This is a genomic window from Moellerella wisconsensis ATCC 35017 (genome assembly GCF_001294465.1).
Lineage (GTDB): Bacteria > Pseudomonadota > Gammaproteobacteria > Enterobacterales > Enterobacteriaceae > Moellerella > Moellerella wisconsensis.
Window position 1 is genome coordinate 1 of the sequence record NZ_LGAA01000027.1, and the last position, 26,781, is coordinate 26,781.

General features: G+C 41.0%; 23 protein-coding genes, 4 tRNA genes and 1 other annotated feature. Of the genes, 6 read left to right on the forward strand and 21 right to left on the reverse strand.

What is annotated here, in order from left to right; all coding sequences use genetic code 11:
- Positions 1–205, forward strand: a 205-nt coding sequence (locus tag M992_RS15340; RefSeq protein ID WP_211257340.1) for a hypothetical protein, incomplete at its 5' end; no start/stop codon positions are given.
- 228 nt (positions 206–433) lie between these two features.
- On the opposite strand, the gene clpB is transcribed toward M992_RS15340, so the two are convergent.
- The 3 genes from clpB to rluD form a co-directional block, all read right to left on the reverse strand.
- On the reverse strand, positions 434–3,007 hold the full coding sequence (gene clpB / locus M992_RS13685) for an ATP-dependent chaperone ClpB (RefSeq protein WP_053909102.1): 2,574 nt from the start codon (positions 3,005–3,007) through the stop codon (positions 434–436).
- A gap of 125 nt (positions 3,008–3,132) precedes the next feature.
- Entirely contained in the window at positions 3,133–3,864 is a 732-nt protein-coding gene (gene yfiH, locus M992_RS13690; protein ID WP_053909103.1) for a purine nucleoside phosphorylase YfiH, read from the reverse strand.
- Positions 3,864–4,841 (reverse strand): 23S rRNA pseudouridine(1911/1915/1917) synthase RluD, encoded by a 978-nt coding sequence (gene rluD / locus M992_RS13695; protein ID WP_053909104.1) that lies wholly within the window; start codon positions 4,839–4,841, stop codon positions 3,864–3,866. Before rluD ends, yfiH begins: the two co-directional genes overlap by 1 nt.
- A gap of 137 nt (positions 4,842–4,978) precedes the next feature.
- Here rluD and bamD point away from each other — a divergent pair, with 137 nt between their 5' ends.
- The 3 genes from bamD (at position 4,979) to pheA (ending at position 7,954) form a co-directional block, all read left to right on the forward strand.
- A complete protein-coding gene (bamD, locus tag M992_RS13700; protein ID WP_053909167.1) occupies positions 4,979–5,710 on the forward strand; it encodes an outer membrane protein assembly factor BamD in 732 nt (243 codons plus the stop codon).
- Between the two features lie 359 nt (positions 5,711–6,069).
- A complete protein-coding gene (gene raiA / locus M992_RS13705) occupies positions 6,070–6,411 on the forward strand; it encodes a ribosome-associated translation inhibitor RaiA (protein ID WP_047255028.1) in 342 nt (113 codons plus the stop codon).
- A gap of 224 nt (positions 6,412–6,635) precedes the next feature.
- Positions 6,636–6,757: a sequence feature (Phe leader region), on the forward strand.
- A gap of 27 nt (positions 6,758–6,784) precedes the next feature.
- Positions 6,785–7,954, forward strand: a complete 1,170-nt coding sequence (gene pheA / locus M992_RS13710) for a bifunctional chorismate mutase/prephenate dehydratase (protein WP_174721777.1) — start codon at positions 6,785–6,787, stop codon at positions 7,952–7,954.
- An 88-nt stretch (positions 7,955–8,042) separates the two neighbouring features.
- On the opposite strand, the gene tyrA is transcribed toward pheA, so the two are convergent.
- The 7 genes from tyrA to ffh all read right to left on the reverse strand — a co-directional run bounded on the left by tyrA (position 8,043) and on the right by ffh (position 14,260).
- Positions 8,043–9,164, reverse strand: a complete 1,122-nt coding sequence (gene tyrA, locus M992_RS13715; protein ID WP_053909106.1) for a bifunctional chorismate mutase/prephenate dehydrogenase — start codon at positions 9,162–9,164, stop codon at positions 8,043–8,045.
- A 14-nt stretch (positions 9,165–9,178) separates the two neighbouring features.
- Positions 9,179–10,273, reverse strand: coding sequence for a 3-deoxy-7-phosphoheptulonate synthase (locus tag M992_RS13720; RefSeq protein ID WP_047255025.1), 1,095 nt, complete (start codon positions 10,271–10,273; stop codon positions 9,179–9,181).
- A gap of 464 nt (positions 10,274–10,737) precedes the next feature.
- On the reverse strand, positions 10,738–11,097 hold the full coding sequence (gene rplS, locus M992_RS13725) for a 50S ribosomal protein L19 (protein ID WP_047255024.1): 360 nt from the start codon (positions 11,095–11,097) through the stop codon (positions 10,738–10,740).
- A 54-nt stretch (positions 11,098–11,151) separates the two neighbouring features.
- Positions 11,152–11,913, reverse strand: coding sequence for a tRNA (guanosine(37)-N1)-methyltransferase TrmD (trmD, locus tag M992_RS13730; RefSeq protein WP_047255023.1), 762 nt, complete (start codon positions 11,911–11,913; stop codon positions 11,152–11,154).
- A 36-nt stretch (positions 11,914–11,949) separates the two neighbouring features.
- Positions 11,950–12,495 (reverse strand): ribosome maturation factor RimM, encoded by a 546-nt coding sequence (gene rimM, locus M992_RS13735; RefSeq protein WP_047255022.1) that lies wholly within the window; start codon positions 12,493–12,495, stop codon positions 11,950–11,952.
- Positions 12,496–12,513: 18 nt separating this feature from the next.
- Positions 12,514–12,762, reverse strand: a complete 249-nt coding sequence (gene rpsP / locus M992_RS13740; protein WP_047255021.1) for a 30S ribosomal protein S16 — start codon at positions 12,760–12,762, stop codon at positions 12,514–12,516.
- Between the two features lie 136 nt (positions 12,763–12,898).
- Positions 12,899–14,260, reverse strand: coding sequence for a signal recognition particle protein (gene ffh, locus M992_RS13745; protein WP_053909107.1), 1,362 nt, complete (start codon positions 14,258–14,260; stop codon positions 12,899–12,901).
- A 323-nt stretch (positions 14,261–14,583) separates the two neighbouring features.
- On the opposite strand from ffh, the gene M992_RS13750 reads away from it, so the two are divergent.
- Together M992_RS13750 and M992_RS13755 are read left to right on the forward strand one after the other, a co-directional pair.
- Positions 14,584–15,375, forward strand: coding sequence for a cytochrome C assembly family protein (locus M992_RS13750; protein ID WP_053909108.1), 792 nt, complete (start codon positions 14,584–14,586; stop codon positions 15,373–15,375).
- A gap of 51 nt (positions 15,376–15,426) precedes the next feature.
- A complete protein-coding gene (locus M992_RS13755; protein WP_053909109.1) occupies positions 15,427–16,728 on the forward strand; it encodes a CNNM domain-containing protein in 1,302 nt (433 codons plus the stop codon).
- Between the two features lie 108 nt (positions 16,729–16,836).
- Here M992_RS13755 and luxS read toward each other — a convergent pair whose 3' ends face one another.
- The 11 genes from luxS to lplT form a co-directional block, all read right to left on the reverse strand.
- Positions 16,837–17,352 (reverse strand): S-ribosylhomocysteine lyase, encoded by a 516-nt coding sequence (gene luxS / locus M992_RS13760; RefSeq protein WP_053909110.1) that lies wholly within the window; start codon positions 17,350–17,352, stop codon positions 16,837–16,839.
- A 159-nt stretch (positions 17,353–17,511) separates the two neighbouring features.
- Positions 17,512–19,071 (reverse strand): glutamate--cysteine ligase, encoded by a 1,560-nt coding sequence (gshA, locus tag M992_RS13765; protein ID WP_053909111.1) that lies wholly within the window; start codon positions 19,069–19,071, stop codon positions 17,512–17,514.
- A gap of 244 nt (positions 19,072–19,315) precedes the next feature.
- Positions 19,316–19,392: transfer RNA gene (locus M992_RS13770), tRNA-Arg, on the reverse strand.
- A gap of 74 nt (positions 19,393–19,466) precedes the next feature.
- A tRNA-Arg gene (locus tag M992_RS13775) sits at positions 19,467–19,543 on the reverse strand.
- 161 nt (positions 19,544–19,704) lie between these two features.
- Positions 19,705–19,781, reverse strand: a tRNA-Arg gene (locus M992_RS13780).
- Positions 19,782–19,792: 11 nt separating this feature from the next.
- Positions 19,793–19,885: transfer RNA gene (locus M992_RS13785), tRNA-Ser, on the reverse strand.
- Positions 19,886–20,452: 567 nt separating this feature from the next.
- Positions 20,453–20,638 carry a carbon storage regulator CsrA gene (gene csrA / locus M992_RS13790; protein ID WP_047255015.1) on the reverse strand — a complete coding sequence of 62 codons (186 nt, stop codon included), beginning with the start codon at positions 20,636–20,638 and terminating at the stop codon, positions 20,453–20,455.
- 224 nt (positions 20,639–20,862) lie between these two features.
- Positions 20,863–23,493 carry an alanine--tRNA ligase gene (alaS, locus tag M992_RS13795; RefSeq protein ID WP_053909112.1) on the reverse strand — a complete coding sequence of 877 codons (2,631 nt, stop codon included), beginning with the start codon at positions 23,491–23,493 and terminating at the stop codon, positions 20,863–20,865.
- Between the two features lie 388 nt (positions 23,494–23,881).
- Positions 23,882–24,955, reverse strand: a complete 1,074-nt coding sequence (gene recA, locus M992_RS13800) for a recombinase RecA (RefSeq protein WP_053909113.1) — start codon at positions 24,953–24,955, stop codon at positions 23,882–23,884.
- A gap of 93 nt (positions 24,956–25,048) precedes the next feature.
- A complete protein-coding gene (gene pncC, locus M992_RS13805) occupies positions 25,049–25,564 on the reverse strand; it encodes a nicotinamide-nucleotide amidase (protein WP_047255012.1) in 516 nt (171 codons plus the stop codon).
- A 14-nt stretch (positions 25,565–25,578) separates the two neighbouring features.
- Positions 25,579–26,781, reverse strand: coding sequence for a lysophospholipid transporter LplT (gene lplT / locus M992_RS13810; RefSeq protein WP_047255011.1), 1,203 nt, complete (start codon positions 26,779–26,781; stop codon positions 25,579–25,581).

Consider the following 26,781-nt stretch of genomic DNA (forward strand, 5'->3'; position numbering starts at 1 on the left):
GTTACTCTTTTCATTCAGGAAGTCAAGCATTTATTTTCAACTTTCTTTCCGAACTACTTCGACCATCACCTCAATCATCCCGCTGTTTTTCAAGGCGCTTACTGCGCTTTGGAACTTTCAAACTCAACCGTTCGGCCGGTTTGTCGTGACAACGGAGCGCATTATAGGGGCTGAGATTTTTCTGGCAACTGTTTTTTTGAATTAATTTACTGTTCGCTTATTTTGCAACCATTGGCGTATAAAACACACTCACAATGTATAATTTAGCATCAAGAATACATGTATTATTTAGTATTCGGTACTTGATATACATTCATTAGCTTCAGAATGAAGTCTCTATAAATAACAGATAAAAAAAGAGGCGTTATAAAACGCCTCTTTTGATAACTTAATTATAAACTCGCTATATAGATAGCTATTCAGGTGACGCTAACTATTGTTTTGCAACAATCTCATCATTTTCAAGATCTAAAGTCACCAACTTGCCTGGTAGCAATTTACCGGACAGTATTTGCTGAGCTAATGGATTCTCGATCTCTTGCTGAATAGCACGTTTCAGTGGACGAGCCCCGAATATAGGATCATAACCAGCTTCACCAATTTTTTCTAATGCAGCTGGCGTCATAGTCACTTCATAACCGTGCTCTTCTAAACGTTTATATAAACGAGCCAACTGAATTTTAGCAATTGATGCAATGTTATCTTTTCCTAATGGATGGAACACAACAACTTCATCAATACGGTTAATGAACTCAGGTCTAAAGGTTTGTGAAACAACCCCCATTACCATCTCTTTCATTTGTGGATAGGCAATAGTACCGAAGCGTTCTTGGATTAAATCAGAACCCAAGTTAGATGTCATAATAACCACTGTATTTCTGAAATCTACGGTACGACCCTGACCATCAGTTAATCGACCATCGTCCAAAACTTGCAGCAGAATATTAAAGACATCTGGATGCGCCTTCTCAACTTCGTCCAGCAAAATAACTGAATATGGACGACGACGAACCGCTTCCGTTAAATATCCACCTTCTTCATAACCCACATATCCTGGAGGCGCACCAACCAAACGAGAGACAGAATGTTTCTCCATAAACTCGGACATGTCGATACGTACCATCGCATCGTCGCTATCAAACAAGAAATTCGCGAGAGCTTTGCACAATTCTGTTTTACCGACCCCAGTTGGACCTAAGAACAGGAACGAACCAATTGGGCGATTAGGATCAGATAATCCCGCGCGGCTACGACGAATAGCATTTGATACTGCTGTGACTGCTTCGTCTTGACCAATAACTCGAGTATGCAGCTGTTGCTCCATACGGAGTAATTTTTCTTTCTCGCTTTCCAACATTCTTGAAACAGGAATCCCTGTCCAACGAGCCAGAATTTCTGCAATTTCTACATCAGTAACTTTATTTCGCAGCAGCTTCATATTTTTGCCTTCTGCGGCAGTCGCTGTAGCGAGTTGTTTCTCTAATTCTGGAATACGACCATATTGTAATTCAGACATTTTAGCCAAATCACCCATACGGCGTGCTTTTTCCATTTCGATACGAGTATCTTCAAGCTCTGATTTTATATGCTGAGTGCCGGTTAATGCCGCTTTCTCTGCTTTCCACTCTTCTTCCAGAGCGGAGTATTCTCTTTCTTTCTCAGCCAGTTCTTCTTCTAACATTTCCAGACGTTTTTTACTCGCATCGTCAGACTCTTTCTTCAATGCTTGCTGTTCCAATTTTAATTGGATAATACGTCGTTCTAATCTATCGAGAGATTCAGGTTTAGAATCCATTTGCATACGCAAACTTGAACCTGCCTCATCAATTAAGTCGATCGCTTTGTCTGGCAGCATACGGTCACTAATATATCGATGAGATAAATTAGCCGCTGCAACAATTGCGGGGTCAGTAATTTGAACATGATGATGCAGCTCATAACGTTCTTTTAACCCACGTAAAATAGCAATTGTGTCTTCGACTGTTGGTTCAGCCACGTACACTTTTTGGAAACGACGTTCCAGTGCAGGATCTTTTTCTATATATTGACGATACTCATCTAATGTTGTCGCACCTACGCAATGTAATTCTCCACGCGCTAACGCAGGTTTTAACATATTACCGGCATCCATGGCACCATCAGACTTACCTGCGCCGACCATCGTATGTAACTCATCGATAAATAGAATGACATTACCATCTTGTTTGGATAAGTCGTTCAGCACCGCTTTTAAACGCTCTTCAAATTCACCACGGTATTTTGCCCCTGCGACCAACGCGCCCATATCTAAAGATAAAACACGTTTGTTTTTTAATCCTTCAGGGATTTCGCCATTAACAATTCGTTGGGCTAAACCTTCAACAATTGCGGTTTTACCTACACCGGGTTCACCAATTAATACCGGGTTATTTTTAGTACGACGTTGCAATACCTGAATAGTACGACGAATTTCTTCGTCACGGCCAATAACCGGGTCTAATTTACCTTGTTCTGCTCTTTCTGTAAGATCAACGGTATATTTTTTCAGGGCTTGACGTTGATCTTCTGCGCCCTGATCATTAACTCTTTCACCACCGCGCATTTGTTCTATCGCCTTATTAAGATTTTCTTTATTTGCACCCGCTGCTTTTAATAAATCAGCTAATGTTGTGTTGGCTTCCAAAGCGGCGAGTAGGAATAATTCAGAGGAGATAAACTCATCTCCATTTTTTTGTGCTAATTGATCACACAAATTCAAATGACGAATTAAGTCGCTTGATGGCTGTACATCGCCGCCAGCGCCTTGAACTTGTGGCAATCTTTTTAATGCTTCTGCTATTTTTTGTTTAAATTGCACAGCATTAACGCCAACAGACGTTAATAAAGGCTGTACTGAGCCACCTTCTTGATTAAACAGTGCACTCATTAAATGAATAGGTTCGATAAACTGATTGTCGTGCCCAAGCGCTAAAGATTGGGCATCGGCGAGAGCTTGCTGGAATTTATTAGTCAGACGGTCCAAACGCATAGCACCTCCAAAATAAGTTAAAACTAATTATGAAGACTAGATGAGGTTTATTTTTATAAATTCAAGGCCAAAACGTTAAAACATTAGAAATATTAATTAAATCGGAATAATAATCTAGAAAAAGCCTATTTTATCCAAATTAGTGATGCCATACGTCCTGTTTCGACATCTCGCCGATAAGAAAAAAATGTTTTTTTATCCGAAACAGTACAATATGTTCCGCCATAGATAGCGGTGACGCCAATTTGACGCAATTTTAGTTGTGCCAGCAAATAAATATCCGCCAAATATTTATCTCCTGATGCACGAAAACCCTGAGTAAGTTCAGCTGATTGACTCACGAAGGCGTCACGAACTTCAGCTCCAACCTCAAACTGTTGTGGACCGATAGCGGGTCCTAGCCATGCTAAAATATCATTGGGTACGGCATCAAAATAGGTCACAGTATGCTCTAGAACCCCCTGACATAATCCCCGCCATCCCGCGTGCGCTGCCGCAACTTCAGTACCTTGGCGGTTACAAAACAACACAGGCAAGCAATCTGCGGTCATCACAGCACACACTTGCCCACGTTGAGAAGTATAAACTGCATCGGCTTTTTTATCCTCGACTGGATTACCATCTAACCGTAATACTCGCGTTCCATGCACTTGCTGTAACCAAATAGGTGATGTCGGTAAGCCGGCGTACTCTTCAAGCAGTCGCCGATTGTTGATAACCGCTGATAAATCATCACCCACATGGTCACCTACATTCAAGCTATCAAACGGCGTCAAACTGACACCCCCAGCACGTGTTGAGCTGCAAGCGCCAATATTTTCAGGTTGTGGCCAGTGTGGATAAATAAGCGATGTCATTACCAGTCCATATTATCTTTATGTAACTCAGCGTCTGCTTTCAACGCATTAATAAGTTCAACCATATCAGCGGGTAACTCCGCATGCCATTCCATTTGGATCCCAGAGATAGGATGATACAGCCTGAGCATCGTCGCATGCAGCGCCTGGCGGTCAAATTTTCGCATCACCTGTAAAAACTCATCCGAAGCACCTTTCAATGGACGTGGACGGCCGCCATATAACTGATCACCAATCAATGGATGATTGATATGTGCCATATGTACACGGATCTGATGGGTACGGCCAGTTTCCAGTCTTAAACGCAAGCGGGTATGTGAACGGAAATGTTCCATAACACGATAGCGAGTCACCGCAGGTTTTCCCATGGGATGAACCGCCATATGCGTTCGTTTGGTTGGATGGCGTGAAATCGGCTCTTCCACACGTCCACCCGCAGTCATACGCCCTACCGCAACCGCTTCATATTCACGAGTAATTTCACGTAACTGTAATGCCTCAACCAAACGTGTTTGGGCAGGCACAGTTTTAGCAACTACCATTAATCCCGTCGTATCTTTATCTAAACGATGGACAATACCCGCACGTGGTACATCGATAATTTCAGGAAAACGATACAGTAAGGCATTTAATATTGTACCATCGGGATTACCAGCGCCTGGATGAACAACTAAACCGCGCGGTTTATTAATCACCAAAATATCTTCATCTTCATACACCACATCTAACGGGATGTCCTGAGGCTCCCAACGACTATCTTCCTCGATTATTGCATCAATAAAAACTTTTTCACCGCCTAAAACTTTTTCTTTTGGTTTATTGATAACTTTGCTATTAACCTGCACTCTATTATCTAAAATCCACTCTTTTATACGAGAACGTGAATAATCAGGGAACAATTCCGCCAAAGCCTGATCTAAACGTTGACCGAGCTGTGATTCTGCAACCGTTGCACTGAGTTCTAATTGTTGAGCCATAAAATAATCTGCTTTTAATGTTTGTATTTTGACGGCGAAGCCGTTTCATTTAAAATATGCTATTGTAATTCGAAATTATGCCGGGGGCCTTATGGAGAGACTCCCCCATGAAACACTCAGAGGATAACCAACACGTGATGATACGCATTAAATATCTGGTGGCAGCAGCCACATTGAGTCTGGTTCTGACCGGATGCTCTAGTAATAAAGAAGTCAGTCCTGACAGCTCCCCGGCTGAAATGTATGCTGTAAGCCAACAAAAACTGCAAGATGGTAACTATAGAGCCGCCATCACACAGTTAGAAGCTCTTGATAATCGTTATCCGTTTGGCCCATACGCACAGCAAGTCCAGCTAGACCTGATCTATGCTTATTATAAATCAGCTGAGTTACCGATGGCTATCGCTGCTATCGACCGCTTTATGCGCTTAAACCCAACACATCCGAACATTGATTATGTTCTGTATATGCGTGGTTTAACGGCAATGGCATTGGATGATAGTGCGTTACAAGGATTCTTCGGTATCGACCGTTCGGATCGTGATCCCCAGCATGCACGTGTTGCTTTTCGCGATTTCAATCAGCTAGTTCGTTACTATCCTAACAGCCTCTATGCTAATGATGCCAGCAAGCGTTTAGTTTATTTAAAAGATCGCTTAGCAAAATTCGATTTAGCTGTGGTTGAATTCTACAACAAACGTGGGGCTTATGTCGCTGTTGTTAATCGTACACAACAAATGTTGCGCGATTATCCTGACACCGATGCAACACGCCAAGCACTAAAATATATGAAAATTGCTTATAATCAGATGGGATTAGATCAAGAAGCAGATAAAGTAACTAATTTAATTGCAGCCAACCCGGCATAATTTATTGCTGCAAGAGTTATTGTTACCCAATATCAAATAAAAAACAGCGGCTAAACCCGCTGTTTTTTTTGCGTTATTAAAACGCATGATTGAATTCGATAATTGCTTAATTCAATGAAAAGAATCAAAATATTAAGCCAAAATAAGGCCGGCTATTACCCTTGTTTATTTAGCCAACCGATTAATCATGGATGATAACATTCTGTTTATCAATATCTTTAATTACTTTTTTTATCCTGCCTCACATTTAAAGAACCATAAATATCTTAGCCTATCAATCTGTGATCTATCTCAATATTTTATTAGTAGTTCACAGTATTCTGGATACATCGAAAGACAGAGCACAAGAGAGGTACTATATGATAGTGAATATTGCCAGCAAACAAATGGATATTACCCCTGCTATTCGTGAACATATAGAGGACCGTTTGAGCAAATTGAATAAATGGCAGGTAACACTGATTAATCCTCATATAGTTCTGTCAAAAGAACCCCAAGGATTCATGGTTGATGCAACGATAAAAACCGATAACGGTAAATTAATCGCCAGTGCAAAACATGAAGATATGTATGCTGCAATAAATGAGCTACTTGCAAAACTAGAAAGACAACTCAATAAAGTACAACACAAAGGAGAATCAAGACGTTCGAGCTATAGTGTAAAAGATGCTAATTTAGATACTGATGAAGTTACATTATAATCTAGTTTGTTTGATTTAATTGTCTTTACTAAATAACGCGCTCATGGCTTATTGAGCGCGTTTTATTTTTATATCAGCCGAAAAGCTCACATTAATATCATGTTAATCTACCATTAATTATCGGCAATCAACCGTTACAATAGCTAAGCTTATTTTAGGTTGACATTAATCCGCTCATAAGGTTTATTACAAGATACTGTTTTACTTCGATGGGATCTGATCCTAATGTTACCAAGCCTTGTCTTCTGTTTCTTTTTTAGCACCTTCTATTAGGGGGCGTTTGTCATTTCAGAAGAAAAAAAAGACAAAGTTTAAAAGCCTCCTCTCACAGGGAGGCTTTTTTATTCACTAATAATCAATGGGATTTGACAGGATGGACGACAAAAATAACTTATTAAAAATCAGAGATAAAATCAGTCAATTGGACGGTGAGCTACTAGTATTATTAGCGAAACGTCGTGGATATGCTGTTGATGTTGCACAATCTAAATTGCACGATAACCGCCCTATTCGTGATAAAGAACGCGAACGCCAGTTACTTGATGTCTTGATTAATAAAGCAAAACCTCTTGGTTTAGATGGGTTTTATGTCACCCGCCTATTTCAAATGATTATTGAAGATTCAGTATTAACCCAGCAAGCTATTTTACAGCAACATCTTAATCTCACACCCAATGACTCTGCTCGTTTTGCCTTTTTAGGCCCTAGAGGCTCTTATTCTCATGTTGCGGCACGTCAATATTCTGCTCGTCATTTTGATCAAATGATTGAATGCAGTTGTCATAAATTCCAAGATATTTTTTCGCTGGTCGAAAGTGGCCAAGCTGATTATGGTATTTTACCGCTAGAAAATACCAGTTCAGGGGCAATAAATGATGTTTATGATCTGCTGCAAGATACCCCTCTTTCTGTCGTTGGCGAGATCCGCTTACCGATAAATCATTGTTTATTAACCGCCGGCGTAACTAGTCTTAATGATATTCAAACGGTTTATAGCCATCCTCAGCCATTCCAACAATGCAGCCAATATTTAGCTCAATATCCGCATTGGAAAATTGAATATTGTGATAGTACCTCGACAGCAATGCAAAATGTAGCCAAGCTTAATTCCCCGCATGTTGCCGCATTAGGCAGTGAAGCAGGCGGCGCACTATATGGACTACATGTTGTGGAACATAATTTAGCTAATCAACAAATCAATATGACTCGCTTTATTGTCGTCGCTCGTCAGCCAATTGAAGTCTCTGAGCAAGTTCCGGCAAAAACCACACTATTAATTACCACCGGTCAACAAGCGGGAGCTTTGGTTGATGCTCTGATTATTCTAAAACAAAATCAAATTATTATGAGTAAATTAGAGTCTCGCCCGATCAATGGCAAGCCGTGGGAAGAGATGTTTTATATCGACGTCCAAGCGAATATTCGTTCAGTAAATATGCAACATGCATTAAAAGAACTCGCGGCGATTACCCGTTCAATAAAAATATTAGGCAGCTATCCGTCTGAAAATGTAGTTCCTGTTGAACCACAAAAAGAAGCTTAATTGACCGACAAATAATAACAGCACCTTAATCAGTGAATATTCACTTTTAGGGTGCTGCATAACAAACAATTAGTATTAAAAACAACCGTTATTGGCGGCTATCATTGGCTTGCTGTAATAGCGATTGGCTTTCTCGCATAAAATGTTTCGCATCATCGCCAAACCATTGACTAACCTGCTTAAATTGAGCGACAAATTCTGCTTTATCTTTTCTTTCTAACATTTCTAATGCACGGCCAAAACTATTATAGTAGCGTTTGATTAACCCAATATTCTCATCTGACGACATAATAATATCGGCATATAATTGAGGATCTTGGGCAAATAATCGACCAACCATCGCCAACTCTAAACGGTAAATAGGTGACGATAATGCTAATAACTGCTCTAATTCAACATCTTCTTGGGCCAAATTTTGCCCGTAAGTAAAAGTGGTAAAATGCCGTAACGCCTGAATAAAGCTCATATTTCTATCATGTTCTTCGGGAGTGATTTTATGTAATCTTGCCCCCCAGACCATTAACTGCTCTAAAAACCATTGATATGCTTCTGGCTCTCGGCCATCACAATAAGCCACAACCTGTTTAGCCACACTCCCTACATCTGGCCCAAACATGGGATGCAATCCCAATACAGGCCCGTCATGCGCGGCTAACATTGCAGTTAATGGCTTATATTTAATAGATGCGATATCAATTAATAGCGTATTTTTATCTAATTTTGGCAGCTGTTTAATTACTTGTTCAGTTAAATGAATTGGAACACTTATAATCACCACGCTGGCGCCGGCCATTTTCTGTTCTGCTTGTTCCCAATCTGATTCTGTAAAATCAATAATGTGATAGCCAGACAAAGAAAGTAAGCGACCAAATAATTGCCCCATTCGACCTTTCCCACCGATAATTACGATAGGACCGGCCTGTGGATTAAGCATTTTAAAGCCTTTATCGTTCTCTTTAGTATACGATTCGCGCATAATACGGCGCAAAATATCTTCAATCAAATCAGCCGGTACATCCATTTTTTCGGCTTCCTGACGCCGAGCAGCCAGCATCGCGGTTTCGCGCTCGGGCACATAAATAGGTAGCCCATGTTGGCTTTTGACTTCTCCGACTTCAGCGACCAGCTGCAATCGCTTAGCTAATAAATCGAGCAGTGATTTATCAACCTCATCAATTTGATTTCTTAGTTGTAATAACTCGGAAGACATTTTTTCACCTTATCTCAGCTAGCTTTATGCATTTTTTCCATACGTTGTGGCAGTGTCGATTGAAGAGACTGGTGTAAATCACGCAATACAGATTCTGTCGTCTCCCAATCAATACACGCATCAGTGACAGATACGCCGTATTTCATTGCCGAACGTGGTTGCTCGGATGTCTGATTACCTTCATTTATATTACTCTCAAGCATAATACCGGTAATAGATTTATTGCCACTATTAATTTGTTCAATCACTGAATTAATCACCAGCGGCTGACGACGGAAATCTTTATTGGAATTTCCGTGGCTACAATCAATCATTAATGAAGGTTGTAAACCTGCTTTTTCCATCTCAGCATCACACTCGGCAACATGCTGTGCGCTGTAATTAGGTGTTTTCCCACCACGTAAAATAATATGCCCATTCGGGTTTCCTTGAGTATGCAATAAACACACTTGCCCCGATTGATTGATCCCCATGAAACGATGTGGCATTGATGCCGCTTTCATCGCATTAATCGCGGTAGACAAACTACCATCGGTTCCATTTTTAAATCCAACCGGCATCGAAAGCCCTGACGCCATTTCACGGTGAGTTTGTGACTCTGTCGTTCTAGCACCAATAGCCGACCAACTAAATAAATCCCCCAAGTATTGTGGATTATTGGGATCGAGTGCTTCTGTAGCTAATGGCAAACCGATTTCAATTAAACGAGTTAATAAATCACGAGCAATATGCAGCCCTTTTTCCATGGCAAAAGAACCGTCCATAAATGGATCGCTAATTAATCCTTTCCAACCTACCGTAGTTCTTGGCTTTTCAAAGTAGACACGCATAACAATATACAGACTGTCGCTCAGTTCATCAGCCAGTTGCTTCAAACGCTGAGCATACTCGATAGCGGCATCAACATCATGAATAGAACATGGCCCGCATACTACTAATAGACGGGGATCACGATGATGAATAATATTTGCAATAGTCTGTCGAGATGCCGCAATCGCCTGCAGATTTTCATCACTCAACGGATATTTATTTTTCAGATCTTCCGGCGTAATCAAAACCTGTTCATCACGTATATTAATATTATTGAGCGCGTCTTTTTGCATAATCATGGTGTTTACCTGCTTATATTAATTGTCTGTACATTACTGTTATGTACTTTATTTTTCTGGACATTGCTTTGTCGGTGTCTGTTTATAACCATACCATGAGATGTAAAGATTGCAATCCACTAAATGTAAAATAAGTCTATTTTTGTAATAATTTAATTACACACTAACGAAAAACAAACAAATACTTATAAATCAATAAAATAAAAAAACCAAACACTCAGTCAATCAAAGAAATAACTTAGTTTGATATTATTTTAGTAAATAAAAGTTTACAGCAAGGAAATAAAAACAATAATACAGGAAATATATTTATGCTAGGAGAGGCAGAAATGATAATTATTCTATGGCGTGAAATGTTAATTACTGTGAATTATATATTCATTAATTAGAGTGTATTCATCAAATAAAAAGACCCGCTAATGCGGGTCTTTTCTGCGATAACTTTCGGATGTAGCGAAAGCGTATTACTTGGCTTTGGCGCCCAGACGCTCTTTGATACGAGCAGCCTTACCAGAACGCTCACGCAGGTAGTACAGTTTAGATCTACGTACAGCACCGCGACGTTTGACAGCAATGCTGTCGATGACTGGGGAGTGAGTTTGGAATACACGCTCAACACCTTCGCCGTTAGAGATTTTACGAACAGTGAATGCAGAGTGCAGACCGCGGTTACGGATAGCAATAACCACGCCCTCAAATGCCTGCAGACGTTTTTTAGAACCTTCAACGACCCATACCTTCACTTCCACGTTATCACCTGGACGGAATGAAGGTACGTCTTGCTTCATCTGCTCTTGTTCAAGTTGTTTAATAATGTTGCTCATAATAACTCTCTTACCCTAGGTAAACTGATATATTAAGACAATATGCTAGTCATATTATCTGGACTCACTTGCTGCTTCAGCCTGATATTCCTGTTGGAATTCAGCTAGCAACATCCTTTGCTCGTCAGTCAGAGCTAGGTTTTCCAGAAGCTCAGGTCTTCTAAGCCAGGTACGGCCAAGTGACTGTTTCATACGCCAGCGATTGATATGTGCATGATTACCCGATAGTAAAACTGCCGGAACCTGCATATCATCTAGCACTTCAGGTCGGGTATAGTGAGGACAATCTAACAATCCGTCGGCAAAAGAATCTTCTTTAGCTGACGCTTGATGCCCAAGTACCCCTGGTATAAACCGAGATACTGAATCTATCATCACCATTGCGGGGAGCTCCCCACCACTGAGAACATAATCACCGATTGACCATTCTTCATCAATTTCGGCTTGAATGATGCGTTCATCAATGCCTTCATACCGACCACAAACTAGAATCAACTTCTCATTTGTTGCCAGTTCGCAAACCCCTTGTTGGCTAAGTTTGCGCCCCTGAGGTGAAAGATAAATCACCTTTGCACCTTCACCTGCCTCAGTTTTTGCTGCGTGAATAGCATCCTTTAACGGTTGCACCATCATCAGCATGCCCGGACCACCGCCATAAGGACGGTCATCAACTGTATGGTGTCGATCATAGGTAAAATCCCTTGGATTCCAACACTCTACAGAAAGCAGGCCATTTTTAACTGCCCGACCAGTCACCCCGTACTCGGTTATTGCGCGGAACATATCAGGAAACAGGCTAATTACCCCAATCCACATACTTTGTCCCACTCATAAAAACCGTCAACCGGAGATTTAAAAACCAGGATCCCAATCCACTTCAATAATTTTAGTGTTGAGATCGACTTTCTTGATAACCTGCCCATCAAGATACGGAACTAACCGCTCTTTGATGCCAAATGCATCTTTTAAATTCGCCTTGATAACCAGCACATCATTAGAACCGGTTTCCATCATATCGTCGACGATGCCAAGATCATATCCTTCAACGGTGATAACATGGCAACCAATAAGGTCTTTCCAATAGAATTCATCACCATCAAGAACTGGTAATTGAGTTGTATCGACATAAATTTCACAGTTTGTCAGCACATTAGCTGCATCCCGATCATCGAAACCAATCAATTTTACAATGACATCTTGGTTATGATTTTTCCACGCTTCAATTTCAATGTGTTGCCATTGACCTGAGCGGTTAATAAACCAAGGCTGATACTCAAAAATGTTTTCGGCATATTCGGTGGACGAAAAAACTCTGAGCCAACCACGAATACCATATGCAGAGCCTAATTTGCCTACAACAATAGGATTAGAAGGCTGCGGATTTGTTTGCTTGCTCATCGCTACCACCGTGACAGATTAAGCTGCTTTTTTTGCTTCTTTGATCAGTGCAGCAACACGATCAGAGATAGTTGCGCCAAGACCGACCCAATGCTCAACACGGTCTAAGTCTAAACGCAGAGATTCAGCCTGACCTGAAGCGATCGGGTTGAAGAAACCAATACGTTCGATGAAACGACCGTCACGTGCATTACGGCTATCTGTTACAACGACTTGGTAGAACGGACGCTTTTTTGCGCCGCCACGAGCTAAACGAATTGTTACCATAACATCCTCATTAGTTAACAAAACAACCAGACTCCATCGAGGGATAGAGTCCGGTTGTTGTATAAAAAGCCCCGAAATTTTACTCAGTTTGACGCAAAAAGCAATCAAAACCGAATAATCTTTGAGTCTTTATTGTTTAACGCCCCGGAAATCCCGGTGGCATCATACCTTTCATGCCTCGCATCATCTTCGCGAGACCACCTTTTTTCATTTTCTTCATCATACGCTGCATTTCATCAAACTGCTTCAATAAACGGTTGACGTCTTGGACCTGAGTCCCTGAACCTGCGGCAATACGACGCTTACGTGAGCCTTTAATAATCTCTGGTTTTTGACGCTCTTTACGGGTCATAGAGCAAATAATCGCTTCCATTTTAACCGTAACTTTATCATCCATCTGCGATTTTACTGCATCAGGTACCTGAGACATACCGGGCATTTTGCTTAACATGCTGGCCATACCACCCATGTTACGCATCTGTTTTAACTGATCTAAAAAGTCATTTAAATCAAAACCATCACCAGTTTTGAGCTTTTTAGCTAATTTTTCGGCTTGATCTCTATCAACTTTGTGCTCGATTTCTTCAATCAATGACAGCACATCGCCCATACCTAAAATACGCGAAGCGATACGGTCTGGATAGAACGGCTCTAGAGCATCAGTTTTTTCACCGACCCCTAAGAATTTAATCGGTTTACCTGTGATATGGCGAATAGAGAGCGCTGCACCACCACGCGCATCACCATCAACTTTGGTCAGTACTACCCCCGTCAACGGTAATGCTTCGTTAAAGGCTTTTGCCGTATTGGCAGCATCTTGCCCGGTCATCGCATCCACAACAAACAGCGTTTCAACTGGGTTGATAGCTTTGTGGACGGCTTTAATCTCATCCATCATCGCTTCATCAACATGCAAACGACCTGCGGTATCAACCAGCAAGACGTCATAAAACTTCAGTTTGGCATGTTTTAATGCTTGATTGACGATATCAACAGGTTTTTCATTCGCTGTTGACGGGAAGAAGTCAATCCCTACTGTTTCAGCTAGCGTTTCTAATTGTTTAATCGCCGCGGGGCGATAAACGTCAGCTGATACGACTAATACTTTCTTTTTCTGCTTTTCTTTTAGATGCTTACCAAGTTTTGCAACGCTGGTTGTTTTACCCGCACCTTGTAGACCCGCCATTAACACCACGGCTGGCGGTTGAGCAGAAAGGTTGAGTTGATTGTTCTCTTCACCCATCGCATTGACGAGTTCATTCTGAACAATTTTGACAAATTCTTGCCCTGGCGTCAGGCTTTTATTCACATCCTGACCGACCGCACTTTCTTTAACGCGTTGAATAAAATCGCGTACAACAGGAAGTGCAACATCTGCTTCAAGTAAAGCCATTCGGACTTCACGCAGCGTTTCTTTAATATTGTCTTCAGTCAGCCGCCCTCGACCGCTGATATTGCGTAACGAACGCGATAGTCTATCAGTTAAATTATCAAACATGTGTCTTAGCTCAGTTCTGTTTATGGGCCTGCTGCAAAGTTCGTTTCATGACAGAATTGACTGAATGCAAATCATCCCAATCATTGTATGAAAATGTTATTTTTCAATCTATTTATGTTAACTTATGTTGACAATAGACATAACAAATTCTGTATTAACGGCTGTATAAAAACCAACTCTGATGTGTTTGTCTCATTATAACACGATGAATGGTGGAACGCTGCCCCAGTTTTCATCCTGCTATCTCAAGGGTTGGGGGCTGCTAAAGCATGCGTTATACTATAGAATTCATATCCACTCTAAATGAATAACGACAATATACTATGCTAGTATTTGCAGCCATTGCTGTTTTTTCCTATCTTCTAAGCCTGTCACTCATTGTTCCTGGCTTAGTCCGCAAGCAACGGGGATACCGTCGTCTGGCTATATTTTCTGCTGTCATCGCGTTAATAACCCATGCGATTACCTTAAAGCTATCTATTTTTCGCGGTATAGACGGTCAAAATTTAACGCTGCTCAATCTCGGATCTGCCGTCAGTTTACTGATGTGTATCATCATGACTGTTGTAGCATCCCGTGGACGCGCGTGGTATTTAATCCCTATTATTTATAGCTTTTCAATTATCAATTTAATGCTAGCGAGCGTGATGCCTGGGGAATTCATTACCCACTTAGAAGCTAGTGTACCCATGTTTATTCATATTGGTTTAGCGCTGCTCAGCTATGCCACACTATTAATAGCAGCTCTTTATGCATTACAAGTGGGTATTATTGATTATCAATTAAAAAATAAGAAATTAAAGTTTAGTCCCGATATGCCGCCATTGATGGTGATTGAACGCAAGATGTTCCACATCACCCAAGTCGGTGTCATTCTGCTCACGCTGACCCTATGTACTGGATTGATTTACATGGAAAATATTTTCGATAAAGAGAATGTTCATAAATCAATATTGTCTATTTTTGCATGGTTTGTCTACATCGTTTTATTGTGGGGACATTATCATGGTGGGTGGCGCGGCAAACGGGTTCTGCTGTTTAATTTAACCGGGGCTATTATTCTCACATTGGCATTTTTTGGTAATCGAGTATTGCAACAAATAATGCTGTCTTAATGATCACCACGGTTTTACTAACCATTCGAAAAACGTTAAAGGGATACTGTTTTGGATGAGGTTTCAACGAGTACGCTAATAATTATTCTGATTGTAATGGTTGTCGTATCAGCCTATTTTTCGGCCTCAGAGACCGGCATGATGTCACTCAATCGTTATAAATTGAGGCATTTAGCCAAGCAAGGAAATACGTCTGCCCGACGTGTAGAAGCCCTGCTAAAACAACCTGATCGCCTCATCGGTTTAATTTTGATTGGCAATAACTTGATCAATATTCTGGCATCTGCTTTAGCCACTATCATCGGTATGCGGTTATACGGTAATGCAGGGGTTGCTATTGCTACCGGGATACTAACCATTATTATTTTGATCTTTTCTGAAGTCATGCCAAAAACCATCGCGGCGCTATATCCAGAAAAAGTGGCCTTTCCGAGCAGTTTTATCCTCCAACCTCTGCAAAAACTGATGTTCCCCGTGGTGTGGTCATTTAATAAAATCACTCTACTATTTATGCGCTGTTGCGGAATTAAATCACCAATTATTCGTAGTGATGCCGTCAGTAAAGAAGAGCTCCGAACTATCGTCAATGAATCGAGAACCAAGCTGAGTCAGCGTAATCAAGATATGCTAATCTCAATTCTTGATTTAGAAAAAGTCACAGTCGGCGACATTATGGTGCCACGTAATGAAGTCGTCGGTATTGATATTAACGACGATTGGAAATCAATTATCCGTCAATTAACTCATTCGCCGCATGGCAGAATAGTTCTTTATCGTGACTCATTAGACGACAGTATTGGCATGCTCAGAGTACGTGAAGCCTATCGTTTAATGATGGAAAAACAGCAGTTTGATAAACAGAATTTGATGAAAGCTGCGGATAAAATTTACTTTATTCCCGACAGTACTCCGCTCAATATTCAGCTAATTAACTTCCAGCGCAATAAAGAAAAGGTTGGCATCATTGTCGATGAATATGGTGATATTCAAGGGTTGATCACGGTTGAAGATATTCTCGAGGAAATTGTCGGTGATTTTACCACCTCAATGTCCCCTTCGCTAGCCGAAGAGGTTCTACGCCAAAAAGATGGCAGCGTTTTGGTAGATGGTTCGGCGAATATTCGTGATCTCAATAAGGCCTTTGATTGGCACTTACCGCTTGATGGGCCTAGAACAATCAATGGGATTGTATTAGAAGCGCTCGGTGATATTCCTGAAGTTGGTGAAAAAATAATCATTAATAATTATTTAGTCGAAGTCTTATCTATCAGTGAAAATATTATCAAACAAGTAAAAATAATTCCGGCTGGCATGGTGAATACAGAAACTAACGACAGCAATACTTCGCATTAATTATTATTTCTGCTGTAGTTTTAATCATTATTTCAAGTTAAAAGGCCCTATAAATCATCTTGTCTACAGGGCCTTTGTTTATTATTAACACTCAGATATTGATAACCGTTAGATATGTAATTCTGCCAATTTATCTGCGGGTAGAGCAAGATCCTCATTTTTATTCACACCAATCTCTGCACCTACAACATTACGGGCAATATCCTGAGCTTCTTTCAGTGAGTGCATTTCATAAGTGCCGCACTGATAAACGTTAAGTTCAGGGATCTTGGTTTGGTCTTTAACTGTTAATACATCTTCCATCGCAGCCTTCCAGGCTTTAGCGACACGCATCTCATCAGGCTGACCAATTAAGCTCATATAAAAGCCTGTACGGCATCCCATAGGGGATATATCAATAATCTCAACACCATTGCCATTTAAATGATTACGCATGAACCCAGCAAATAAATGCTCAAGAGTATGGGTACCCTTTTCTGTCATAGCCTGTTTATTTGGCACGGTAAAACGTAAATCAAAAACAGTAATCGTATCACCGTGAGGTGTCTTCATTGTTTTTGCTATACGTACCGCAGGTGCAGCCATGCGGGTATGGTCGACGGTAAAGCTATCTAATAACGGCATTTTTTGACCTCCTGAGAAATTAATATTTATTTTGCTAAAATAAATGAAACCTTTTTATCAACAGCGTGTCTGAATTTATGAAAGACGCATCATTAGTTATCATCCCTAATTCTCTGAGTACTTTTTCTTTGGCCACTAGCATCAGTGGCCATTTTCTTATCAGCGACCTGCATGCTTCTGCAAATAGTCTTCAAAGCTTTCATCAGATTGAGCTTCCATCATCGATTGCTTCTCTTCAGAGGCTTTACGCGCTTCATCAAATTGCGCCTCTGTAATGACTTCATACGGTTCACTAATTAGCTGTTCAAAGTATTTATCTGCCAATTCAAGCCCAAAACCACCAATACCCTGTGCTAACATTTTATCCAAAACCAGTGCAGAATACGTTTGTGTTGGATCTTCAAACATAGTCAAAAATTGATGGCAAACTTCCTGATATTTTGAATCGCAGCAAGTATCTAAAACTTCAGCGACGCGGATCAAGTCCTTAAACAGCTGTTGACCGACTTCAACTAATGGCTTCATTTCACTGCCACAGCCAATACCGATAACTTGCCCCGGCTTACGCCCTTCTAAAATAACTCGATTCCAGTTTTTACGGCTGCAATCTAGCTCTTTACTGTCCATCTCTGGGGCATCAGCCAAGACACACCAAATTAAGAACAGATCAAGGAAACGAATTTGGGTTTCATCCACACCCACTGCACTGAATGGATTAATATCTAGTGCGCGCACCTCAATATATTCAACGCCACCTCGCAATAATGCATCTGAAGGCGATTCATCATTTTTTGGCACACGTTTAGGGCGAATTGGTGCATACAGCTCATTTTCAATCTGCAATACATTGGTATTTAATTGACGATATTTACCGTCTTTCTTCACACCTAACTCAGCAAATTCAGCAGATGGCTTATGAATCGCTTTTTTCAATCCTTCAACATAGCTATCAAGATGATTGAATGTGATATTTAAATCACTCTGCGACTTATTAGTATAGCCTAAATCGCTCATACGCAAGGAAGTCGCATAAGGTAAATAGCAAGTTCCCCCATCAGTCTCTTCAAACGACAGGCTAGTTTCTCTATCATTGAGGAATGAACGACAAATAGCAGGAGAGGCTCCGAATAAATACGGAATAACCCAACCAAAGCGATAGTAATTGCGAATTAGACGGAAATAGCCCTCAGAAATTTTATCTTTACCACTTTCTTCGTCTTCAATACCCGCCCAGGCTTGCCAAAACTCGATAGGTAATGAAAAATTATAATGAACACCAGCAATAGTCTGCATTAGTGCACCATAACGATTCTTTAATCCTTCGCGGTACAGTGTTTTAAACCGACCAAGATTCGAGTTGCCATACTGAGCCAGTGTGATCTTATCTTCACTGCCAATAAAGCATGGCATGCTTAATGGCCACATTCTTTCATTATGCAAATGCCTTGCCGTATAACGATGTAAATCGCGCAAAAAGGCTAGCGTGTGGCTAATATTATTATCTACTGGGGTTATAAATTCTAATAAAGATTCAGCAAAGTCAGTAGTGATCCATTTATGGGTCAACGCTTTCCCTAGTTCATCAGGATGCAATGTCGTTGCTATTCCATCTTCAGGGGTTACTCGCAGCGTTTCACGCTCTATACCTCGGTGAATACCTTTAAGTGCTTCGGGGTGCGCCTCTAACCATGAGAGCGCTTTTGATACGTCCGGGATCAATTTGACCTCCCGCCTATAATAATGTTTTATTTCTAGAAAGGTGTTTACTTTAACGTAAACCGAACAAATTGTCGCTGTCTAGATGTGCGCAATATACTGTACTAATACAACATATTATGAATTTAATTGAAGATTAGCTATGAAATAACTAGCGGATCCCAGCGGCGTATGGAAAAAGGGGAGCACTAAAAAATACTCTTTTAGGCAAAAAAAAAGCCTCATCAAATGATGAGGCTTTCTTATATGGTGCAACCGGGAGGATTCGAACCTCCGACCGCTCGGTTCGTAGCCGAGTACTCTATCCAGCTGAGCTACGGATGCAAAATTCGTGGCAAGCTTCAGTTTTTATGTATTGCGATATAATCATAGTCTTTTTAGCATTCGCTAATTAAAGATGGTGCATCCGGGAGGATTCGAACCTCCGACCGCTCGGTTCGTAGCCGAGTACTCTATCCAGCTGAGCTACGGATGCAACGTCATATCACTTTACTAACTTACTACTTTTATTAACTATCTATTTGACAGTTATTTATCGATGCTACTTTTACTTACTATTTGTTTCTTTGCACAATTTCGGAAAACTAAACTTAGATTCCAAAATAAAACCCCATTTATATTTATGGGGTTAGAATATGGTGCAACCGGGAGGATTCGAACCTCCGACCGCTCGGTTCGTAGCCGAGTACTCTATCCAGCTGAGCTACGGATGCAAGTACTAAAATGGCGGTGAGGGAGGGATTCGAACCCTCGATGCAGCTTTTGACCGCATACTCCCTTAGCAGGGGAGCGCCTTCAGCCTCTCGGCCACCTCACCATCTTCTAGCTCACAGAGAGTTGCTTAACAACATCTCGTCTCTGTGTGGCGCACATATTACTTCCATAGACTTAGAAGTCAAACATTTTTTCCAAAGTTTTTAAATTATTTGGTTTGTTTGCACAATTCGCAATCAAGATGAACGATTTAACAACAAAAAGCAGGTTTTATCAACAGTTAATACTGATAATAATCCATGGGGCATCGGTGATGATAAATGTTATTTTCACCACGTTTAGAGCCCGATAAACAGTAACATTAAATAACCATGGAGCGAAAAGCATCGAGCCTGTTCGAAATATAATCGGTTCAAATCAAACCTAATTAATGGGGAGTCCATTGATTGGCTTTGTTAATTTGCTTACAAAGTGAATAAAAAAGTGGAATTGATAAAAATCAGAATAAATTAATAAATAAATCAGAGAGGATATAAGCAATAATCATGTCATCCCACTAGAGATAGTGAGAAGATACAGCGTCCTTTCTTTCGCTATTGACATAAAAGAGCAGGACGCTTAACTATTATTAATACTATAGTTATCGATATTATAGCTATTAATATCGATATTATTGGTTGTCTGGTTGGGATTTTTCGGCCTGGATCCGTTGATAAATCTCTTCACGGTGAACAGAAACTTCCTTGGGTGCATTAACACCAATACGAACTTGGTTTCCTTTAACGCCCAGCACTGTAACTGTTACCTCATCGCCTATCATGAGTGTTTCACCAACTCGACGAGTCAGAATAAGCATTCTTTGCTCCTTGAAATATTAAAAGAGTCGGGTCTCTAGGTTTCCCCGCTATTGTCCATCACACACCGTGAAAACGTAAAGCAATGATATTCACCTAAAGCGTCAATGTTAACGAGGCAATCATTATAATTATAGCCAAAACTCAATATAACACTGCCCCGAATGATTTAACAATATAGCAACAGTTGAAAGTTACCTCCCTTAGAGGTAACTTTCAGGTGGATCTAGGGTAATGTTGACTCAACCCATGCTTCTACCGTTGCTAAAGCCGCGGGTAAGGCTTCAATATCCGTACCACCAGCCTGAGCCATATCTGGTCGTCCACCGCCTTTACCGCAAACCTGCTGCGCCACGTACGCTATCAAGTCACCTGCTTTTATTTTAGCCGTCAAATCATGAGTCACACCAACAATTAAGCTGACTTTACCACCACTTACTGTAGAAAGTACAATAATTGCAGACTTGAGCTGATTTTTTAATTCATCAACCATGGTACGTAACATTTTTGGTTCGGTATTACTTAATTGGCTAACCAGTAATTTGACGCCTTTCACATCTTTAGCTTGGCTACTCAAAGATGAACTTTCTTGTGACGCTTGCTGATCTTTTAATTGTTGCAGTTCTTTCTCTAACTGACGTGTTTTATCCAACGCAGATTTAACTTTATCTGTTACGGTATGGATATCACTTTTCAGTAAGTGAGCGATAGCTGAAAGTTGATCTGACTGCTGATGAACAGTTGCCAGTGCACCTTTACCCGTCACTGCTTCAACACGACGAATACCCGCTGCGGTTCCTGATTCACTCATAATACGGAATAAACCAATATCACCAGTGCGGCTTGCATGAGTACCACCACACAGTTCAATCGAGAACTCGCCCATACTCAGAACACGAACTCGTTCTTCATATTTTTCACCAAATAACGCCATAGCGCCTTTTTCTTTGGCTGCTTCCAAATCCATCAATTCAGTTTCAATCGGTAAATTCTTACGAATTTCAGCATTTACAATATCTTCAACTTGACGTAATTGCGCATCCGTCATTGCTTCAAAGTGTGAGAAGTCAAAACGCAGATATTTATCGTTAACTAAAGAACCTTTTTGAGAAACATGTTCACCCAGCACTTGGCGTAATGCCGCATGCATTAAGTGGGTTGCCGAGTGATTTAAACGGATAGCATCACGTCTTTCACTGTCAACCTGAGCTTCTATACGATGATTTACGGTTAAACTACCAGACTCGACTTTACCAATATGACCGATAGCACGGCCGTATTTTTGCGTATCTGCGACATTGAATAGCGCACTGTCACTAACTAGCTTACCGGTATCACCGACTTGCCCACCTGATTCTGCATAAAATGCTGTTTTATCCAGAATAACGATCCCTTCTTCACCGGCATTTAGCGTGTCCACCGGTTGACCTTCACGGAAAATTGCCGTGATTGTCGCCTGTTGAGCATTGTGCGCATAGCCAGAGAATTCGCTATCTTTCTCAACTTTGATTAAATCATTATAGTCGGTTCCGAAACCACTGGATTCTCTGGCACGACGACGTTGATTTTCCATCGCTGTTTCAAAACCAGCTTCATCTACTTTTAGATTACGCTCACGACAAACATCTGCTGTTAAATCAATTGGGAAGCCATAAGTGTCGTATAAACGGAATGCAGTTTCACCATCGAGAGTATCTCCACTCAATGCCGCTAATTCATCATCAAGTAACTGCAAGCCACGTTCTAATGTCCGCGCAAATTGTTCTTCTTCTGTTTTTAGTACTTTTTCGACAGTAGCTTGTTGGCGATGTAGCTCATCCGCAGCTGCGCCCATAACTTTGATTAATGGCGCGACTAATTTGTAGAAAAAGGTTTCTTTCGCACCCAGCATATAACCATGGCGCACAGCACGACGAATAATACGACGCAGAACATAGCCACGACCTTCATTTGAAGGTATCACGCCATCGCTGACTAAGAATGCGCAAGAACGAATATGATCTGCAATAACGCGTAACGATTTATTGTCTAAATCCGTCGCACCAGTAGCTTTAGCCGCCGCAGCAATCAGTTCACGGAATAAATCGATCTCGTAGTTAGAATTAACATGCTGCAATACTGCTGTAATACGCTCAAGCCCCATCCCTGTATCAACAGAAGGCTTAGGCAGCGGTTCCATAGTGCCATCTGATTTACGATTGAATTGCATGAAGACGATATTCCAGATCTCAATATAACGATCGCCATCTTCTTCAGGAGTTCCTGGAGGGCCGCCCCAGATATGATCACCATGATCATAAAAAATTTCGGTGCAAGGGCCACAAGGACCGGTATCTCCCATTTGCCAAAAGTTATCTGACGCGTATGGTGCACCTTTATTATCGCCAATACGAATAATACGCTCAGCCGGGATACCTACCTGCTGGTTCCAGATATCATAAGCTTCGTCATCTGTGGCATAAACGGTGACCCACAATCTTTCTTGCGGCAAATTAAACCATTCTTTGCCAGTAAGTAATTCCCAAGCAAAATTAATCGCTTCGTGTTTAAAGTAATCACCAAAACTAAAATTACCCAGCATCTCAAAAAAAGTATGATGGCGTGCTGTGTAGCCTACGTTTTCTAAATCATTATGTTTACCACCAGCCCGCACACATCGTTGTGAGGTCGTCGCTCGGGAATACGATCTTTTGTCCAATCCAAGAAATACATCTTTGAACTGGTTCATCCCTGCATTAGTAAACAATAATGTCGGGTCATTGTTTGGTACCAACGAACTACTTGGTACAACCTGATGACCTTTTGTATGAAAAAAGTCGAGAAACGCTTGACGGATCTCAGCGGTGCTTTTGCTCATATTTATCCCGATATCAAGCTGAAAAAATGAATTACGAATTATTGAGATGGATGCAATATCAACTCAAATCAACTCTTCAGTTAAAAGTAGTTAATAAGATAAAGTGTCTTCTTATAGAAGTAAAATTTTGATACATCCATTCGCCTTCACTATTGTAGAGCGTCTAGATATTTTCTGAAAGTGTGTTAACTCCCCTATTTAGGGGTTATTTTACGATTAGATCTATTAATTAATCATCAAACCACTTGTAATATAAATAAAAAAGCGCTGCACTGCAAATACAGTACAACGCTTTAATTCAAGTATTCATGCTATAGTAATAGCATACTTAGGCCATTCTATGACTAACTATGATTTCTATTACAGTCTGTTAGCTATTAGCCACAGATTAAAATTCTTCTTTTTCTGATTTATCAGCATCGTCTTTTTCAGCTTCGAAATCTGAAGCGGCGCTGCTGAATTCCCCGGCGTGATTCAATAACATCTCACGCAGATTATGATCGATTTCTGTCGCGATATCTTGATGCTCTTTCAAATAATTGGTGGAATTCGCTTTACCTTGACCAATTTTATCGCCTTTATAGCTATACCAAGCACCGGCTTTCTCAATTAATTTATGTTTAACACCTAAATCAATTAATTCACCATAAGTGTTAATGCCTTCACCGTACAGAATTTGGAATTCAGCTTGTTTAAATGGTGCTGCAACTTTATTTTTTACCACTTTAACGCGCGTTTCACTGCCGACAACTTCTTCGCCGTTTTTCACCGCACCGATACGACGGATATCTAAACGAACAGAAGCATAAAATTTCAGCGCGTTACCACCCGTTGTAGTTTCTGGATTACCGAACATCACACCAATTTTCATACGAATTTGGTTAATGAAAATTAACAAGGTATTGGAATTTTTAAGGTTACCAGCTAACTTACGCATTGCCTGACTCATCATACGTGCAGCCAGTCCCATATGTGAATCACCAATTTCACCTTCAATTTCAGCTTTTGGTGTCAATGCGGCAACGGAGTCAACAACAATAACGTCAACGGCACCTGAGCGAGTCAATGCATCACAAATTTCTAATGCTTGTTCGCCAGTGTCAGGTTGTGAACACAACAAGTTATCAATATCAACGCCCAATTTTTTCGCATAAACAGGGTCAAGAGCATGCTCAGCATCAATAAATGCGCAGGTTTTACCTTCACGCTGTGCAGAAGCAATAACTTGCAAAGTTAAAGTCGTTTTACCGGAAGATTCAGGCCCGTAAATTTCAACAATACGACCGAGTGGCAGGCCACCAGCCCCCAAGGCTACATCAAGAGACAAAGAACCTGTTGATATGGTTTCGACATCCATCGAGCGGTCTTCACCCAGACGCATAATAGAGCCTTTACCAAATTGTTTCTCAATTTGACCCAGTGCTGCTGCAAGTGCTTTCTGTTTGTTTTCATCAATAGCCATGCTGACTCCCTTAATGCAATGATTGTTTCATTGCTAATAATACGATTTGAATTCGGTTTGTTGATGCTAATTATACTGTATAATCATACAGTATCAAGCAAATTTTTTAGTGATTTGTTGCAATAACGTTTCAAGTGAAAAGATAGCCGATTGCAGACGTACGCAATGGCGATCTCCTTCAAATATACAATGATGTGCGCTCAGTGAAAGATTATTCTCATCAATTTTATGCGCAAATCCAAACCATACGGTGCCGACCGGTTTATCTGGCGTACCGCCGCCAGGCCCAGCAATACCACTCACTGAAATAGCAAAATCGGCATTAGCTTGATTTAATGCACCTTCGGCCATCTCTAAGACAACCTGCTGGCTAACCGCGCCATAGTTTTCTAAGGTTTGCGAGCTGACACCTATCATCTGATGTTTTGCTTCATTACTGTAAGTCACAAAACCACGCTCATAATAAGCCGAACTCCCGGCGATATCGGTCAGTGCTTTAGCTATCCATCCACCGGTACAAGATTCCGCACTAGTGACAGTTTTACCCAATTGACGCAGTTGTTGTCCCAGCTGAAGACTTAACTCTTCGAGGTATTTCTCATCTTTCATAACTCGATGACCCTTTAGTTAGTTTTTTTGCGAACGCTATCCCAAACCCACAAACCACCGATAGCCATAGCAAAAAGAGCGCCAAAACCTATTCCAACACTGATCACTGATAAACCCACTTTCATTGCCAAGGAATACAGGCCCAGCATAATCAACATTGCGCTATTTTCGCCTAAGTTTTGCACCGCAATAGCATTTCCTGCCCCTACAGTGGCTTTGCCCTTTTCTTGCAGTAAGGCATTCAACGGAACAACAAATAATCCGCCAAAAATACCAAGGGTAATTAATAGCATAGATGCAGGGATGAGCTGGCTTTGTAAGGATAAAAATATCACCATAACACCAATAAAAATCCCCGCGGGCATACAGCGACGAACTGTTTTTAAAGTGATAAATTTAGCGGCTAATCCCGCGCCAATCACTATACCTAGGGCTACCATGGCATTTAAAATCGTCGGTGTGGTATTATCTTGTAGCCCTAACGCAATCGGCACCCAGGCCACCAGTAAAAATCGCAAGGTAACCCCTGCGCCCCAAAACATACTCGTCCCGACTAAAGAAAAGCGCGTTTCTTGATTTGCCCATAATGACTGGCAAGCAATAATAAAATTCTTGATTAATAATAAAAAATTCCAGCCTGTTGCCGGTCGTGCTGGTGCAAGATGAGGAATGGCAAAATTGACCGCAACTGCCAAGGCATACAGCACGGTACAAGTTCCGAGCGCTAAAAATAGACTAATATCAGAAAGGTATCCTCCCGCAACGGATCCGACTAAAATCGCAGCGATAGTTGATGCTTCCATGATACCGTTGGCTTTAACTAATTGATTGCCTGATGTTAACTCACCCAGAATACCGTATTTAGCCGGTGAGTAAGAAGCCGCGCCAATCCCAACTAAGCCATAGCATAAGAAAGGATTAAGCCCCAAACAGATCCCAAATGCGCCGACAAACTTAAATAGATTAGCAAATAACATGACTCTGCCTTTGGAAAATCTATCGGCAATCTGCCCGACAAATGGTGCCAGAATAATATAAGTCAGCACAAATACTATCTGTAAAATTGGGTGGCTCCATTCGGGATAAAATTCGGCTTTTAATTGGGCAAGCAAAGCAAACAGCAAGGCATTGTCCGCAAACGCAGAGAGAAACTGAGTTAATAGAACCGCCTTCATTCCTTGACTAAGTAAGGGCAAATCATGATTTTCTTGGGGCAT

What these genes read in the sequence shown, in the direction of transcription:
- yfiH (WP_053909103.1), bottom strand. Translation starts at nt 3,864, where the DNA reads ATGACATCGCTTATTTATCCACACTGGCCACAACCTGAAAATATTGGC.
- tyrA (WP_053909106.1), bottom strand. Translation starts at nt 9,164, where the DNA reads ATGTCTTCCGAGTTATTACAACTAAGAAATCAAATTGATGAGGTTGAT.
- luxS (WP_053909110.1), bottom strand. Translation starts at nt 17,352, where the DNA reads ATGCCGTTATTAGATAGCTTTACCGTCGACCATACCCGCATGGCTGCA.
- alaS (WP_053909112.1), bottom strand. Translation starts at nt 23,493, where the DNA reads ATGAGCAAAAGCACCGCTGAGATCCGTCAAGCGTTTCTCGACTTTTTT.
- lplT (WP_047255011.1), bottom strand. Translation starts at nt 26,781, where the DNA reads ATGCCCCAAGAAAATCATGATTTGCCCTTACTTAGTCAAGGAATGAAG.
- rplS (WP_047255024.1), bottom strand. Translation starts at nt 11,097, where the DNA reads ATGAGCAACATTATTAAACAACTTGAACAAGAGCAGATGAAGCAAGAC.
- pncC (WP_047255012.1), bottom strand. Translation starts at nt 25,564, where the DNA reads ATGAAAGATGAGAAATACCTCGAAGAGTTAAGTCTTCAGCTGGGACAA.
- M992_RS13720 (WP_047255025.1), bottom strand. Translation starts at nt 10,273, where the DNA reads ATGATTATGCAAAAAGACGCGCTCAATAATATTAATATACGTGATGAA.
- bamD (WP_053909167.1), top strand. Translation starts at nt 4,979, where the DNA reads ATGATACGCATTAAATATCTGGTGGCAGCAGCCACATTGAGTCTGGTT.
- recA (WP_053909113.1), bottom strand. Translation starts at nt 24,955, where the DNA reads ATGGCTATTGATGAAAACAAACAGAAAGCACTTGCAGCAGCACTGGGT.
- rluD (WP_053909104.1), bottom strand. Translation starts at nt 4,841, where the DNA reads ATGGCTCAACAATTAGAACTCAGTGCAACGGTTGCAGAATCACAGCTC.
- trmD (WP_047255023.1), bottom strand. Translation starts at nt 11,913, where the DNA reads ATGTGGATTGGGGTAATTAGCCTGTTTCCTGATATGTTCCGCGCAATA.
- csrA (WP_047255015.1), bottom strand. Translation starts at nt 20,638, where the DNA reads ATGCTTATTCTGACTCGTCGAGTTGGTGAAACACTCATGATAGGCGAT.
- rpsP (WP_047255021.1), bottom strand. Translation starts at nt 12,762, where the DNA reads ATGGTAACAATTCGTTTAGCTCGTGGCGGCGCAAAAAAGCGTCCGTTC.
- pheA (WP_174721777.1), top strand. Translation starts at nt 6,785, where the DNA reads ATGGACGACAAAAATAACTTATTAAAAATCAGAGATAAAATCAGTCAA.
- M992_RS13750 (WP_053909108.1), top strand. Translation starts at nt 14,584, where the DNA reads ATGCTAGTATTTGCAGCCATTGCTGTTTTTTCCTATCTTCTAAGCCTG.
- clpB (WP_053909102.1), bottom strand. Translation starts at nt 3,007, where the DNA reads ATGCGTTTGGACCGTCTGACTAATAAATTCCAGCAAGCTCTCGCCGAT.
- raiA (WP_047255028.1), top strand. Translation starts at nt 6,070, where the DNA reads ATGATAGTGAATATTGCCAGCAAACAAATGGATATTACCCCTGCTATT.
- rimM (WP_047255022.1), bottom strand. Translation starts at nt 12,495, where the DNA reads ATGAGCAAGCAAACAAATCCGCAGCCTTCTAATCCTATTGTTGTAGGC.
- ffh (WP_053909107.1), bottom strand. Translation starts at nt 14,260, where the DNA reads ATGTTTGATAATTTAACTGATAGACTATCGCGTTCGTTACGCAATATC.